The organism is Pseudomonas sp. NPDC090201 (assembly GCF_044746825.1).
GTDB classification, from domain to species: domain Bacteria; phylum Pseudomonadota; class Gammaproteobacteria; order Pseudomonadales; family Pseudomonadaceae; genus Aquipseudomonas; species Aquipseudomonas putida_AD.
On record NZ_JBIVCX010000003.1, the window covers coordinates 16204 to 30889 of the forward strand.

The following is a 14686-nucleotide window of genomic DNA, read 5'->3' on the forward strand; positions in this document are numbered from 1 at the left end:
AGTGGATAGACGAACGGACAGCGTCCCCTTCAGCATGGGCGCCACCACGACGTTGCGACTCCAGTGCGCAGCGCCACGACCCGTCCCGACAGTCAGAGGCCCCATGGACAGCAGCGTGAAAGATCCACTCGCCGAGTGGTTGAGAAGTTACGGCATCACCGAAGTCGAATGCGTGGTCAGCGACCTGACCGGCATTGCCCGGGGCAAGATCCTGCCCACCAACAAGTTTCTCAACGAGCACGGGATGCGCCTGCCCGAGAGCGTGTTGTTGCAGACCGTGACCGGCGATTACGTCGACGACGATATCTACTACAGCCTGCTGGACCCTGCCGACATCGACATGAGTTGCCGCCCCGATCCGCAGGCGGTGTACGTTTTGCCCTGGGCGCTGGAGCCCACGGCGATGGTCATCCACGACACCTTCGACCGCTACGGCAACCCCATCGAACTGTCGCCGCGCAACGTGCTGAAAAAAGTGCTGCAACTCTACGCCGAGCAGGGCTGGCGGCCGGTGGTGGCGCCGGAAATGGAGTTCTACCTGACCCAGCGCTGCGAAGACCCCGACCTGCCGCTGCAAGTGCCGACCGGGCGCTCGGGTCGGCCTGAAAGCGGTCGTCAGTCGTTCTCCATCGAGGCGGCCAACGAGTTCGATCCGCTGTTCGAAGACGTCTACGACTGGTGCGAGGCCCAGGGCCTGGACCTCGATACGCTGATCCACGAAGACGGCCCGGCGCAGATGGAAATCAACTTCCGCCATGGCGACGCGCTGGACCTGGCGGACCAGATCACCGTATTCAAACGCACCATGCGTGAGGCGGCGCTCAAGCACAACGTGGCGGCGACCTTCATGGCCAAGCCGATCACCGACGAGCCGGGCAGCGCCATGCACATCCACCAGAGCGTGGTCGACATTCACACCGGGCGCAGCGTGTTCAGCACCGAGGAGGGCGAGGCCAGCAAGCTGTTCCTGCAACACATCGGTGGCCTGCAACGCTACATCCCGGAAGTGCTGCCGCTGTTCGCGCCCAACGCCAACTCGTTCCGGCGCTTCCTGCCGGACACTTCGGCGCCAGTCAACGTGGAGTGGGGCGAGGAGAACCGCACCGTCGGCCTGCGCGTACCGGGGTCCGATCCCCAGGCGCGGCGCGTCGAGAACCGCCTGCCAGGCGCCGACGCCAACCCGTACCTGGCCATCGCCGCGAGCCTGTTGTGCGGCTACATGGGCATGATCGAAGGTTGCGACCCGAGCGCGCCGGTGCAGGGCCGTGGCTACGAGCGGCGCAGCCTGCGCCTGCCGCTGACCATCGAGGATGCACTGGAGCGCATGGAAGGCAGCGCCGCGCTGCGCCGCGTGCTGGGGGACAAGTTCGTGCAGGGCTACGTCGCGGTCAAACGCGCCGAACATGAAAACTACAAGCGCGTCATAAGCTCCTGGGAACGCCAGTTCCTGATGATGAGTGTGTAAGCGCAACCGTCTTGTTCATTGACGTTGGGGGCACCATGAAGTTGATCGTTTCCACGCTGTTCGTGCCGGCCGTTCTGGCTGGCGCGGTCGCAACGGCACACGCTGAAGGCAACACCGTGAAGATTTACAACTGGTCCGACTACATCGGCCCGACCACCCTGGCGGACTTCCAGCAGGCCACCGGTATCCAGCCGACCTACGACGTATTCGACTCCAACGAAACCCTTGAGGGCAAGATGCTCACGGGCCGTTCGGGCTACGACGTGGTGGTGCCTTCCAACCATTTCCTGGGGCGGCAGATCAAGGCCGGGGCCTTCCAGAAACTGGACCTGAGCCAGCTCCCCAATCGCAAGAACCTGGACCCGCAACTGATGAAGCAACTGGAGGCCAACGACCCCGGCAACCAGTACGCCGTGCCGTACCTGTGGGGCACCAACGGCATCGGCTACAACGTCGACAAGGTCAAGGCGGCACTGGGTGTCGACACCATCGATTCCTGGGCGGTGCTGTTCGAGCCCGAGAACATGAAGAAACTGCAGAAATGCGGCGTGTCGTTCATGGATTCCCCCGACGAAGTCTTTCCCGCGGTACTCAACTACATGGGCATGGACCCGCGCAGCGAGTCGGCCAAGGACTACGAGCGCGCTGCGGCGAAGCTCAAGGCCGTGCGCCCCTACGTGACTTATTTCCATTCCTCCAAATGGGTGTCGGACCTGGCCAACGGCGACATCTGCGTGGCCTTCGGGTACTCAGGCGACGTGTTGCAGGCGAAGAACCGCGCCATCGAGGCCAACAACGGCGTGAAGGTCGCCTATTCGATTCCCAAGGAAGGCGCCAACGTCTGGTTCGACATGCTGGCGATCCCCAAGGACGCCGAGCATCCAAAAGAAGCGCTGGCGTTCATCAATTACCTGCTCGATCCGCAGGTGATCGCCAAAGTCAGCGAGACAGTCGGGTATGCTAACCCCAGCCCTGCGTCCAATGCCCTGATGGGCACCGAGATCACCGAGAACCCGTCGATCTACCCATCGCCGGAAGTCATGAGCCGCTTTTACATCTCTTCGGAATTGAGCCCCGCGACCCTGCGCCTGATGACGCGCAAATGGTCCGACATCAAATCCAACCGTTAAGGAAAACCCATGTCCGTTGCACTGCCACACATCGCTTCCTACTACGCAGCTTCTGTAGGGACGCCGCCTGAACGCTCACCGCTGACGGGCGCCATCAGCGCCGACGTGTGCGTGATCGGTGGCGGTTTTACCGGGGTGAACACCGCGCTGGAACTGGCTGAACGGGGTGTGTCGGTGGTGCTGCTGGAGGCCCAGCGCATCGGCTGGGGCGCCAGCGGGCGCAACGGCGGGCAGTTGATTCGCGGCCTGGGGCACGACGTCAGTGGCGTCGAACGCTGGGTGGGCAAGGAGGGCGTGCACTACCTGGAGCAGGCCGGTTTCGAGTCGGTCGACATCGTGCGCCAGCGGGTGCAGAAGTACGGCATCGATTGCGACATGCGCTGGGGCTATTGCGACCTGGCCAACACCCCGGCGCACTTCAAGGGCTTGCAGGAAGAACAGCAGACGCTGGCGGCTCAGGGCTACCCCCATGAGGTGCGGCTGGTAGAGAAAGAGGCGTTGTCCCAGGTGGTCGGTTCGTCGGTGTACCAGGGCGGCCTGATCGACATGGGCTCGGGGCACCTGCACCCGCTCAAGCTGATCCTGGCCGAGGCGCGGCTGGCAGAAGAGATGGGCGCGGTGATTCATGAGGCCAGCCCCGTGCAGCGTATCCTCCATGGACCGCAGATTCAGGTGTTCACCGACCATGGCCAGGTCACTGCCAACCGGATCGTGCTGGCGTGCGACGCGTTTCTCAACAAACTGGAACCGGCGCTGACTGGCAAGCTGCTGCCGGCCGGAAGCTACGTGATCGCCACCGAACCGCTGGGTGAGGATCGGGCGCGCTCGCTGATTCCGCAGAACATGGCCCTGTGTGACCAGCGTGTCGCGCTGGATTACTACCGGCTGTCAGCGGACAACCGCTTGTTGTTCGGCGGCGCCTGCAATTACTCGGGGCGTGATCCGAAGAACATTGCCGACTACATGCGGCCGAAGATGGAGCGGGTGTTCCCGCAGCTCAAGGGCGTGGGGATCGATTTTCAATGGGGCGGGATGATCGGCATCAGCGCCAATCGTTTCCCGCAGATCGGCTCGGTGGCCAATAAACCGAACGTGTATTACGCCCAGGGCTATTCGGGTCACGGGCTCAACGTCACCCATTTCGCCGCCCGGGTGCTGGCCCAGGCGATTGCCGACAACGACAGCCGCGCAGTCGACCTGTTCGCCCGCGTGCCGCACCGCACTTTCCCCGGCGGCGAACTGCTGCGCTCGCCGCTGCTGGCGCTGGGGATGATGTGGTATCGGCTCAAGGAATTGCTCTGACCTGACGCCGCCCCCGCCGGCAAGCCGTGCTGCTACGGGGCTGCGGTGTATCGGCCATCTTCGCCCGGCGCGGATCTGTGGGAGCGGGCTTGCCCGCGAAAGCGGGGGATCGAGCACCATCGGGGCGTCAGGCCTGACGCATTCGCGGGCAAGCCCGCTCCCACAGGCTATCGGTGCAGCCCCCGGTTTTGTGGTCGCGGATGGGGCGCGCAAAAAAAACCCGCCATCAGGCGGGTCTTTTTTTACTCAAACGTTCATCACAGCTCTTTGACGGTACGAACCTGATCCTTGTTGATCCGGGTTTCCTTGCCGTCGAGTTGTTTGAATTCATAGAAACCGGACTCTTCGTCGTACTTTGGCGAGTCCGTGGCCTGGATTTCACGGCCGTCGTTCAGCGTGATCACGGTCGGCGAGGAGCAGCCGGCCAGGGAAGCCAGGCCAAGTGCGAGCAGGAAGGCTGCGGGGATAGTCCGTTGTTTCATTGCTGTGTCTCCGAGGGTAATTCTTTGTGTAGTAAGGTTTCTGACGCAGAGGTTAACGGCAAAGTTCCATGAAAGATGGCACGCTCGTTCAAGGCTTGATCTCGGTCAATAGCTCGGGCGTGTTCAGGTTGGCCAGCCGCGGGTCATCGGCGGCGCATTGCAGCGCCACCGCACCCAGCTCGGCCATGGTGCGGCGCGGGCTGCGCTGGCCTTCCTGCCAGTGGCGTTCGAACACCTCGGCGTGGGCGGTAGGGATGCAGCACAGCAGCGGCTCCCACTGTTCGCCCTGGCGAATCATCACCGGCTTGCCAGGATGCGCCGCAGCGGTGGCGCGCAGGCCTTGCAGCAACTGCAGATCCAGCATCGGCGTGTCGCATGGCATTACCAGCAGGAACCCATGCCGGGCCACCGCCAGCCCTGAGCGAATGCCGGCATAGGGGCCGGGAAAACCTTCTTCGTCGTCCTGCACCAGGCGATCGGCGAAGGCTGCGTACTGCTCGTGATTGCGGTTGCAGGAAATGATCAGGTCGTCGGTCAACGGCCTGGCCAAACGCTGCAGATGGGCAATCAACGGCTCGCCGCGCCAGGTCAGCAGGCCCTTGTCCCGGCCGCCCATGCGCCGGCCCTGACCACCGGCCAGCAGCAGGATCGAGCAAGGGGGCAGGGCAGTGCTGGCGGTCATGGCGGGCTCCTGAAACGGCGCGGTCGGGCAGAGAAAAAAGGGGTGCTGTGATATAACACCGCTCTGTTTCCTCTACAACCGGACCTGCTCGATGAAAGCCAAGGCTGACACCCCTTTCGTGCCGCTCAACATTGCCGTTCTCACCGTCAGCGACACCCGCACCTTTGAAAACGATACCTCCGGGCAGATGTTCGTCGACCGCCTGACCGCCGCCGGTCATGGGCTGATCGAACGCGTGCTGCTCAAGGACGACCTGTACAAGATCCGCGCCCAGGTCGCCACCTGGATTGCCGACGATCAAGTGCAGGTGGTGCTGATCACCGGCGGCACCGGCTTCACTGGCCGCGACAGCACGCCGGAGGCCGTGGCCTGCCTGCTGGACAAGCAGGTCGAAGGCTTTGGCGAGTTGTTCCGGCAGATTTCCGTGGCCGACATTGGCACTTCCACCATTCAATCCCGGGCGCTGGCGGGGCTGGCCAACGGTACGCTGGTGTGCTGCCTGCCGGGTTCGACCAACGCGGTACGCACTGGTTGGGACGGCATTCTGGCCGATCAGCTGAACAACAGTTTCCGCCCGTGCAACTTCGTGCCGCACCTGAAAAAGGCCGAACCCTGCGCGACCCGTGGATGAAGACCAATGAGCAAGCCTGAAATGCGTGGCCTGATACCGGTAGAAGAAGCCATGGCGCGCCTGATGAGCCTCGCCGAAGCGGCGCCGATCAACGAACGGGAAACCGTGGCCCTGGCCGATGCCCAGGGTCGGGTGTTGGCCGATGACCTGGTCTCCACCCTGGACCTGCCGCCCTGGCCCAACAGCGCCATGGACGGCTACGCCCTGCGCGTGGCCGACTGGACCGGCGAGCCGCTGCCGGTCAGCCAGCGGATCTTCGCAGGTCAGGCGCCGTTGCCCTTGCAGCCGGGCACCTGTGCGCGAATCTTCACCGGCGCGCCGGTCCCCGAGGGCGCCGACTGCGTCGAGATGCAGGAGAACGCCGAAGTGCAGCCCGATGATCGGGTGCGCTTCCTCGAAACCCTGAGCCTGGACCTGAACATCCGGCCCAAGGGCCAGGAGACCACGGTCGGCGACAAGGTGCTGGACGCCGGCACCGTCATGACCCCGGTGGAACTGGGCCTGGCCGCAACGCTGGGGCTGGGCCACTTGCAGGTCAAGCGTCGCGCCCGCGTCGCCGTGCTGTCCACCGGTGATGAACTCATCGAGCCTGGCCAGGCGCTGGGGCCAGGGCAGATCTACAACAGCAACCGCGTGCTGCTGTGCAGCTGGCTCAAGCGCCTGGGCTGCGAAGTGGTGGACGCTGGTATTCTCCCGGATGACCTTGAGAAGACCCGCGCGGCACTGGGCGCCCTGGGGGATGTTGACCTGATCCTGTCCACTGGCGGCGTTTCGGTAGGCGAGGCGGACTTTCTCGGCCACGCCCTGCGCGAAGAGGGCGAGATAGCCCTGTGGAAGCTCGCGATCAAACCGGGTAAACCCCTGACCTTCGGTCATTTTCGCGGCGTGCCGGTGATCGGCCTACCGGGCAATCCGGCGTCGACGCTGGTGACCTTCGCGCTGCTGGCCCGGCCCTATCTGCTGCGCCGGCTGGGGGTGCAACAGGTCACGCCGCTGCAATTCAAGGTGCCTGCCGGTTTCGTCTGGGGCAAACCCGGCAATCGCCGTGAGTACCTGCGCGGGCGCCTGGAGCAGGGGCGTCTGGTCGCCTATCGCAATCAGAGCTCCGGGGTGCTGCGCAGTGCGGCCTGGGCCGACGGCCTGATCGAGGTCATCGAGGGCACTACCGTAGCCGAAGGCGACTTGCTCAATTTCATCCCTTTGAGTGAAGTGATGGGCTGACGAGCGGTTGGATCCAAAATACGGATCGTGAACTACCCTCAAAAGAGTGTCATGACAAGTGGGCATCACGGACAGCCCCGGAGTATTGTTATGCAGTCTTTGCGTGTGGCCTGCGTCATTCCGACCTGCAACGGGCGCAGGGAACTTGAGCGATTGCTCACGTCCCTGTGGGCCCAGACCGCCGAATTCGACACGCTGATCGTCGATTCCGGCTCCACCGATGGAACGCTGGAGCTGGCGCGCTCGCGCTGCAGCCAGGTGGTCGAGATCGCCCCCGGCGATTTCAACCACGGCGCCACCCGGCAGATGATGGCCGAGAAATACCCTCAATACGATGTGCTGGTCTATCTGGCGCAGACCACCTGGCTGGATGACCCGCGGGCCGTCGAGCTGCTGCTGGAACCCTTCGAGGATCAACTGGTGGGTGCAGTCTGCGGGCGGCAATTGCCGCATCAGGACGCCACTGTGCTGTCGCAGCACGCACGCTGGTTCAACTACCCACCTGTTTCCCGCACCAAGAGCCTGGCCGATGTAGCCGAACTGGGCGCCAGGGTGCCGTTCATGTCCAACGCCTTCGGCGCATACCGGTGCAATGCCTTGCGCGCCGTGGGCGGATTCCCCAGGCACGTGATCCTGTCCGAGGGCATGTACGTGGCGGCAAAAATGCTGCTCTCCCACTGGAAGGTGGCTTATCAGGGCACGGCGGTCTGCCGCCATTCCCGCAACCTCAGCGTGCGTGAAGAATTTCGTCGCTACTTCGACATGGGCGTGTTCCAGGCGCGCGAGTCGTGGATTCAGGCAAGATTTGGCGGTGCAGGTGTCGAGGCGCTGCGCTACATGAAATCCGAGCTGGGCTTTCTCGGCCTGCGTCGTTTCTATCTGTGGCCCGCGTCGTTGCTGCGCAATAGCCTGAAGATGCTGGCGTTCAAGCTAGGCAAGGAAGAGGCGCGCCTGTCCCGACCATTGAAGCGTCGGCTGGGGCTGTACAAGCGGTTCTGGGACAGTGAGCAGCTTCGTCGGTGATGCCCCTTTGCACAACAGTCGGGATCGATTCGTGCGTCTGACGCACTCATACACTGCCCAAATGTAAATTTTTCTTCATGCCAGGGCTTTTTAAACTACCGGGAATGAACCTGTTCCCGGAGTTTCTACATGCTCGCTGACTCATCCTTTCGCGTGTCGGACGCCTGCCAGCGGGCCTTGTCGTGACGGCCGCTGCCCCCATTGCACCGTTCAAGGCCGCGGTTGCGCCCGCTGCATTCGGTGTGCAGACCATCATCGGGCTGGTAGGCGTGCTGATTGCGGTGCTGGTCGCAGGCATCAACGAAGGTGTCACTCGCGTTGCGCTCTCCGACATCCGCGGTGCGATGTTCATCGGCTTCGATGAAGGCAGCTGGATCACCTCCCTGTATTCCGCCACGTCGCTCACGGCCACGGCCTTCGCGCCCTGGTTTGCGGTCACCTTGTCACTGCGCCGTTTCACATTGGGCGCCATCGCCGCCTTCGTGGTGCTGGCGCTGCTCTGTCCGCTGGCCCCCGACTACCAGAGCCTGCTGCTGTTGCGCGCACTGCAAGGCCTGGCCGCAGGCTGCCTGCCGCCGATGCTGATGACGGTGGCCCTGCGTTTCCTGCCGCCGGACATCAAGCTCTATGGCCTGGCGGGCTACGCGCTGACAGCCACTTTCGCGCCAAGCCTGGGCACGCCGCTGGCAGCGTTATGGACCGAATACTTCAACTGGCAGTGGACATTCTGGCAGGTCATCACGCCGTGTCTGGTGGCAATGATCGCTATTTCCCACGGCATCTCCCAGGACCCGGCTCGCCTGGAACGCTTCAAAGGTTTCAACTGGCGCGGCGTGCTGCTGGGCGCTCCGGCCATCTGCATGCTGGTGACGGGGCTGTTGCAAGGCAACCGCCTGGACTGGTTCGAATCCGGGCTGATCACCTTTCTGCTAATCGGCGGGCTGGTGCTGCTGGTGCTGTTCATGGTCAACGAATGGTTCACCCCGGTGCCGTTCTTCAAGTTGCAGATGCTCTCCAACCTCAACCTGTCCCACGCGCTGATCACCTTGGGCGGGGTGCTGGTGGTGCTGACGGCCACCGGTTCCATTCCTGCGTCGTACCTGGCGCAAGTCCATGGCTATCGGGCGCTGCAAACCGCGCCGATGATGCTGTTGGTGGCCATTCCGCAACTCTTGGTGCTGCCGCTGGTGGCCGCGCTGTGCAATATCCGCTGGATCGACTGCCGCTGGGTGCTGACCACAGGACTGGTGCTGCTGTCGCTGTATTGCTTTGCCGCGACGCAGATGAGCCCGGAGTGGATTCGCGACAACTTCTACAGCCTGCAACTGCTGCAAGTGCTGGGGCAGCCTATGGCAGTGCTGCCGCTGCTGATGCAGGCCACGGGCGGCATCGCGCCACCGGACGGCCCCTTTGCCTCGGCGTGGTTCAACACCGTTCGCGGCCTGGCGTCGGTCCTGGCCACCGGCGTGCTGGATGCCCTGACCCGGTCCCGGCAGCACTTCCATTCCAGCATGCTGGTGGACCGCCTGGGCAATTCGCCGGAGCTGGCCGGCCAGGACTCGGCGGCTTCACTGGCCCACCGCATCCATGAGCAGGTTGTCACCTTGACCAGTATCGACCTCTATTTCTGCATGGGCTGGGTCGCCGCCGCGCTGATCCTGCTGATCCCGCTGATGCCGAGCCGCGTCTACCCGCCGCGCGCCGCCGCCTGATTTTTTTTGAGAGCACCTTCATGAACATGACTTCGAAACAGACCCTGGCCTTGTGTGGCGCCGTGCTCGTTGTGGCGGCGCTGGGCATCTACGGCTTTACCGGCGAGCGCGGGCAGCAGAGCACCAATGACGCCTACGTCAGCGCCGACTACTCCAACGTCGCGCCCAAGGTGGCGGGGTTCATCAGCCAGGTGCTGGTGGAGGACAACCAGCAGGTCAAGGCCGGGCAGTTGCTGGCGGTGATCGATGACCGGGATTTGCAGACCGCGCTCGCCGCCTCAGAAGCCGAAGTGCTGGCCGCCCAGGCGCAGTACGAGCAGGCCAGCGCCGTGGTGCAGCGCCAGGCCTCGGTGATCGCCCAGTCCCAGGCGACGGTCGAGGTGAGCAAGGCCGAGGTGACCTTTGCCGAACAGGAGCAGGACCGTTATGCCCATCTGGCGGGCATGGGCGCAGGCACGGTGCAGAATGCACAGCAGGCGCGCAACCGCATCGACACTGCCCGCGCGCGGCAGAACAGCGCCATCGCGTCCCTGGCCGCAGACCGCAAGCAGGTGGACGTTTTCACCGCGCAGCAACACGCTGCCGAAGCCGGGCTCAAGCGCGCCCAGGCCGCCCGCGACCAGGCGCGGTTGCAGTTGTCCTATACGCGCATCGTCGCACCGGTTGACGGCATGGTCGGCGAGCGTGCCGTGCGGATCGGCAACTACGTGACACCCGGCGCACGGTTGCTGTCGGTGGTGCCGCTGGATCAGGTCTACGTGGTGGCGAACTTTCAGGAAACCCAACTCACCCAGGTGACGCCGGGGCAGGCGGCTGATGTGCGGGTCGATACCTTCTCCGGTGAGGCACTCAAAGGGCATGTGGAAAGCATCGCCCCCGCCACCGGCGTGACCTTCGCGGCGATCAAGCCGGACAACGCCACCGGCAATTTCACCAAGGTCGTGCAGCGCCTGCCGGTCAAGATCGTGCTCGATCCGGGTCAACCGCTGCTGGCGCGGCTGCGGGTGGGGATGTCGGTGGACGCCACTGTCGATACCCGCAGCACGGGCGCACAAGAGGTGGGCGCCCGATGAGCAACAGACAGCCAACTTCGAACCTGTGGGAGCGAGCTTGCTCGCGAATGCTGGGCGACAGGCAACAGATCTGGGCCGGATGTACCGGCCTCTTCGCGAGCAAGCTCGCTCCCACAACGGACTACACCCAAGGTCGTCGGTGGCTGGGGCTGGTGGCCATGGTACTGAGCCTGTCGGCCTGTCAGGTCGGTCATGACTTCCTGCAACCCAAGGCCGATGTGCAGGTGGACTGGCTGCCGATCCAGGGCGAGCAGGCTGCAAGCAAACCCCAGCCAGTTCAGATCAGGGAGCGCTGGTGGGAGGTTTTCAACGATCCGCTGTTGGCTTCGTTGATCGACCGGGCGACTCGAACCAACCTTGATCTGAAAATCGCCGGTGCCCGACTGGAGCAGAGCCGCGCCGCGCGGCAGGTGGTGGCCGGTGAACAACTGCCCAGCGTGTCGGGTGGCCTGGGTTATCAGCGCGCCCGTAACAGCGCCGAGGGCTTGAGCGATCCTTCGGGCAAGAGCGGCAAGACGGCTTTCAGCCTGTGGGATGGCGGCCTGGACGCCTCCTGGGAAGTGGATCTGTGGGGCCGGGTAAAGCGCGAGGTGGAGGCGGCTGATGCAACCGTCGCAGTCGCCGACAGCGATCGCCGAGGGGTGCTGCTGGCGGTGCAGGCTGAAACCGCGCAGGACTACCTGCAACTGCGCGGCGTGCAGGAGACCCTGGCCGTGACCCGGGAAAACCTCGGGCTGGCGCGCAACAGTCTGGAGCTGTCCAACGTGCGGCTGGCCAGCGGGGTCGCGACGCATCTGGATGTGGCCCAGGCTTCGGCTCAGGTGGCGACCGTCGCGGCGCGCATCCCGGTGCTTGAACAGCGTCAGGCGCAACTGATAAATGCCTTGAGCCTGGTCCTGGCGCAGACACCCCGCACCCTGCAAGAGGAGCTGATTCGGCCTGTGGACAGGGCGCCGTTGCCTGAGGTGATTCCTGTCGGCCTGCCTTCGGAGCTGGCGCAGCGCCGCCCCGATATCCGTCAGGCCGAAGCGCGCATGCATGTGGCCGCTGCCAGTGTCGGAGTGGCGGAGGGCGACTTCTATCCGCAGATCGTGCTGTCGGGCAATATCGGTTTTCAGGCCATGCAACTGTCGGATTTCGGCAGTTGGGGCTCGCGGCAATTCGGTATCGGTCCGCAATTGAGCGTACCGATCTTCGAAGGCGGGCGCCTGCGCGGCATGCTGCATCTGCGCGAGGCCCAGGAGCAGGAAGCGGCGCTGAATTATCAGAAGACCGTGCTGCGCGCCTGGCAGGAAATCGACGACAGCATGAGCCTGTACAACGCAAGCCAGGTGCAGCAGTCGCGGTTGAACGATGCCGTGGAACAGAACCGCATCGCCTTGCAGACTGCCCGCGAGCAGTACAAGGCTGGCGCCGTGGATTTTCTCAACGTGCTGACCGTGCAGCGCGCCTTGCTCAGCAGCCAGGAGCAACGGGTGGACAGCGGCACTGCCCAGGCTCTGGCGCTGGTGGGGTTGTACAAGTCACTGGGCGGCGGGTTTGAGCCGTTGAAGACCGTCGCGCGAAATTAGCCGTTTTCACAACGCCTTTCAAAGCAGACAATTGCCCTCACTTTTCACGCAGAACAAAGGGCATGTCATGCAAAAGCCTTTGCAAGGGATTCGGGTTATCGAGCTGGGGCAACTGATTGCCGGGCCTTTCGCAGCCAAGATTCTCGGTGAGTTCGGCGCCGATGTGATCAAGGTCGAACCGCCGGGCACCGGCGACCCGTTGCGCAAGTGGCGCCTGCTGCACGAGGGCACCTCCGTCTGGTGGGCGGTGTCGTCGCGCAACAAGCGTTCGGTGACTCTGGATCTGCGCGAGCCGGAAGGCCAGGACGTGGTGCGCAAGCTGCTGGCCGAGGCCGATGTGCTGGTGGAGAACTTCCGCCCTGGCACCCTTGAAGGCTGGGGGCTGGGCTGGAACGAACTGCATGCCCTGAATCCCAGACTGGTGGTGCTGCATGTGTCGGGTTACGGCCAGACCGGGCCATACCGTGATCGTCCTGGGTTCGGTGTAGTGGGCGAGGCCATGGGCGGGCTGCGTCATCTGTCCGGTGAGCCGGGGCGCACGCCGGTGCGGGTCGGGGTGTCCATCGGCGATTCGCTGTCGGCGCTGCATGGGGTGATCGGCGTGCTCCTGGCCTTGCGTCATCGCGATCAGAACGGCGGCGAGGGCCAGGAGATCGACGTCGCGCTGTACGAGTCGGTGTTCAACATGATGGAAAGCCTGATCCCGGAATACTCGGTGTTCGGCGCGGTGCGCGAGCCTGCGGGCAGCAGCCTGCCAGGTATCGCACCGTCCAACGCCTACCGCTGCCGGGATGGCCGCTACGCGCTGATCGCGGGCAATGGCGACAGCATCTATCAGCGCCTGATGACCCTGATCGAACGTCCTGACCTGGCTGCCGATCCGGCGCTGGCTCACAACGATGGGCGGGTCAGGCAGGTCGAGTTGATCGATGCCGCTATCGGCGCCTGGGCGGCCAGTCTTGATCTGGATGATGTGCTTGCCAAACTGACTGCGGCGAGGATTCCGGCCGGCAAGATCTACGATGCCGCGGACATTGCCAGCGACCCCCATTACAAGGCTCGGGACATGTTGCTTGACAGCCAGTTGGACGACGGCACGCCGGTCACCTTGCCTGGCATCGTGCCCAAGCTCGGCACCACGCCCGGCGGCGTCATCCGCCCGGCCCCGACCCTGGGCCAGCACACCGACGAGGTGCTCGAAGGGCTGGGCATCGACGCGCAGCAGCGAGCCGAGTGGCGCGCACGCGGGTTGATCTGATGCCCTTGCAGGAGCGCGCTCGCCCGCGACGGCGCCTTTGAAATCGCCCCGCCGGCAAGCCATGCTGCTACGGGATGAGGTTTGTAGGAGCGCGCTTGCCCGCGATGGCGTCCTTGAAATCGCCCCCGCCGGCAAGCCGTGCTGCTACGGGTTTACACTTTGCTTGCTCTGACACTGGAATACCTTCAATGCCCATGCCCGACATGAACCTGTTGATCGCCCTCGATGCCTTGCTCGAGGAGGGCAGCGTGGTCGGCGCCGCCCGGCGCATGCACTTGAGCCCGGCGGCGATGAGCCGCACGCTGGCGCGGGTGCGCGAGGCCCTGGGCGATCCGGTGCTGGTGCGGGCGGGAAGGGGATTGGTGCCCACGCCCCGGGCGCTGGCGATGCAGGCGCAGGTACGCGGCCTGGTCAATCAGGCCACCGAGCTGTTCCAGGCCCGTGACGAAGTGGACATGAGCACCTCCCAGCGTCTGTTCAACGTGCGCTCCAACGACGTGTTCTTCGGCGGTTTCGGCGGGCGGCTGGTGGAAAGTACCCGTCAGCAGGCACCGCTGGCCACGGTGCGTTTCGTGCCGGAGGGCGAGGGCGACGACGATGCATTGCGTGAAGGCCGGATCGACCTGCACGTCACGTCGCGCAGAAATTTCGGCCCCGAAATCAAGATGCAGCACCTGTTCACCACCGGGTTCGTCGGCCTTGTCCGCGAGGGACATCCGATCTTCGACGGGCCGCTGACCCCGGAACGCTTTGCCGCTTTCGACCACGTCAGCGTGTCCCGCCGGGGGCGCGCGCGAGGGCCGATCGACGATGCGCTCGAAATCTTGGGGTTGTCGCGGCGGGTCTCTTTCATCACGCCGAATTTCCACTCGGCGATCTTCTCCACCGCAGGCTCGGACATGATCCTGGCCCTGCCGGAGCCCGTGCTCTGGGGCATGCGCCAGTTGGGCTTGCGGATGCTGCCCCTGGTGATCCCGCTGGAGCTTGAACCTGTGAGTGTGATCCAGGCCTGGCACCCGCGCTTCGACAAGGACCCGGCTCACCGCTGGCTGCGACAGACGTTGAAGCAGGCGTGTGACACCCACGAGGCGCGGTACGGGGGCAAAGGATTGTAGGCGTCGGCGCGGCGTCCGTTG

13 protein-coding genes are annotated in these 14686 nt (G+C 64.3%); 11 read left to right on the top strand and 2 right to left on the bottom strand.

Features of this window, described 5'->3' with window-relative positions:
- Nucleotides 1-103 precede the first annotated feature (103 nt).
- Genes ACIPOO_RS10245 through ACIPOO_RS10255 form a run of 3 tightly spaced genes read left to right on the top strand, consistent with a single transcriptional unit; the run spans nt 104 to nt 3897 of the window.
- Nucleotides 104-1465 (top strand): glutamine synthetase family protein, encoded by a 1362-nt coding sequence (locus ACIPOO_RS10245; RefSeq protein WP_400606407.1) that lies wholly within the window; start codon nt 104-106, stop codon nt 1463-1465.
- Between the two features lie 35 nt (nt 1466-1500).
- Nucleotides 1501-2595, top strand: coding sequence for a polyamine ABC transporter substrate-binding protein (locus tag ACIPOO_RS10250; protein ID WP_400606409.1), 1095 nt, complete (start codon nt 1501-1503; stop codon nt 2593-2595).
- A gap of 9 nt (nt 2596-2604) precedes the next feature.
- Complete coding sequence (locus ACIPOO_RS10255; protein WP_400606411.1) at nt 2605-3897, top strand: NAD(P)/FAD-dependent oxidoreductase; 1293 nt, start codon at nt 2605-2607, stop codon at nt 3895-3897.
- A gap of 257 nt (nt 3898-4154) precedes the next feature.
- Here the strand turns inward: ACIPOO_RS10255 and ACIPOO_RS10260 are convergent, their stop codons facing one another.
- The gene (locus tag ACIPOO_RS10260) at nt 4155-4379 is read right to left on the bottom strand and encodes a YgdI/YgdR family lipoprotein (protein WP_274133441.1); all 225 of its coding nucleotides are present in this window, start codon (nt 4377-4379) and stop codon (nt 4155-4157) included.
- Between the two features lie 88 nt (nt 4380-4467).
- On the bottom strand, nt 4468-5061 hold the full coding sequence (gene mobA / locus ACIPOO_RS10265; protein ID WP_400606413.1) for a molybdenum cofactor guanylyltransferase MobA: 594 nt from the start codon (nt 5059-5061) through the stop codon (nt 4468-4470).
- A 91-nt stretch (nt 5062-5152) separates the two neighbouring features.
- Between mobA and moaB the strand changes: the two genes are divergently transcribed.
- The 8 genes from moaB to ACIPOO_RS10305 all read left to right on the top strand — a co-directional run bounded on the left by moaB (nt 5153) and on the right by ACIPOO_RS10305 (nt 14665).
- Nucleotides 5153-5692, top strand: coding sequence for a molybdenum cofactor biosynthesis protein B (gene moaB, locus ACIPOO_RS10270; RefSeq protein WP_274133443.1), 540 nt, complete (start codon nt 5153-5155; stop codon nt 5690-5692).
- Nucleotides 5693-5698: 6 nt separating this feature from the next.
- Nucleotides 5699-6913, top strand: coding sequence for a gephyrin-like molybdotransferase Glp (gene glp / locus ACIPOO_RS10275; RefSeq protein WP_400606416.1), 1215 nt, complete (start codon nt 5699-5701; stop codon nt 6911-6913).
- A gap of 90 nt (nt 6914-7003) precedes the next feature.
- The gene (locus ACIPOO_RS10280; protein WP_400606418.1) at nt 7004-7936 is read left to right on the top strand and encodes a glycosyltransferase family 2 protein; all 933 of its coding nucleotides are present in this window, start codon (nt 7004-7006) and stop codon (nt 7934-7936) included.
- Nucleotides 7937-8118: 182 nt separating this feature from the next.
- On the top strand, nt 8119-9648 hold the full coding sequence (locus ACIPOO_RS10285) for an MFS transporter (RefSeq protein ID WP_400606420.1): 1530 nt from the start codon (nt 8119-8121) through the stop codon (nt 9646-9648).
- A 20-nt stretch (nt 9649-9668) separates the two neighbouring features.
- The gene (locus ACIPOO_RS10290; RefSeq protein ID WP_400606423.1) at nt 9669-10721 is read left to right on the top strand and encodes an HlyD family secretion protein; all 1053 of its coding nucleotides are present in this window, start codon (nt 9669-9671) and stop codon (nt 10719-10721) included.
- Nucleotides 10722-10879: 158 nt separating this feature from the next.
- Nucleotides 10880-12292 (top strand): efflux transporter outer membrane subunit, encoded by a 1413-nt coding sequence (locus ACIPOO_RS10295; protein WP_400607688.1) that lies wholly within the window; start codon nt 10880-10882, stop codon nt 12290-12292.
- Nucleotides 12293-12359: 67 nt separating this feature from the next.
- Nucleotides 12360-13550: a CaiB/BaiF CoA transferase family protein gene (locus ACIPOO_RS10300; RefSeq protein ID WP_400606425.1), complete on the top strand. Its 1191-nt coding sequence runs from the start codon at nt 12360-12362 to the stop codon at nt 13548-13550.
- Between the two features lie 188 nt (nt 13551-13738).
- Entirely contained in the window at nt 13739-14665 is a 927-nt protein-coding gene (locus ACIPOO_RS10305) for a LysR family transcriptional regulator (protein ID WP_274133449.1), read from the top strand.
- The last annotated feature ends 21 nt before the right edge of the window (nt 14666-14686 follow it).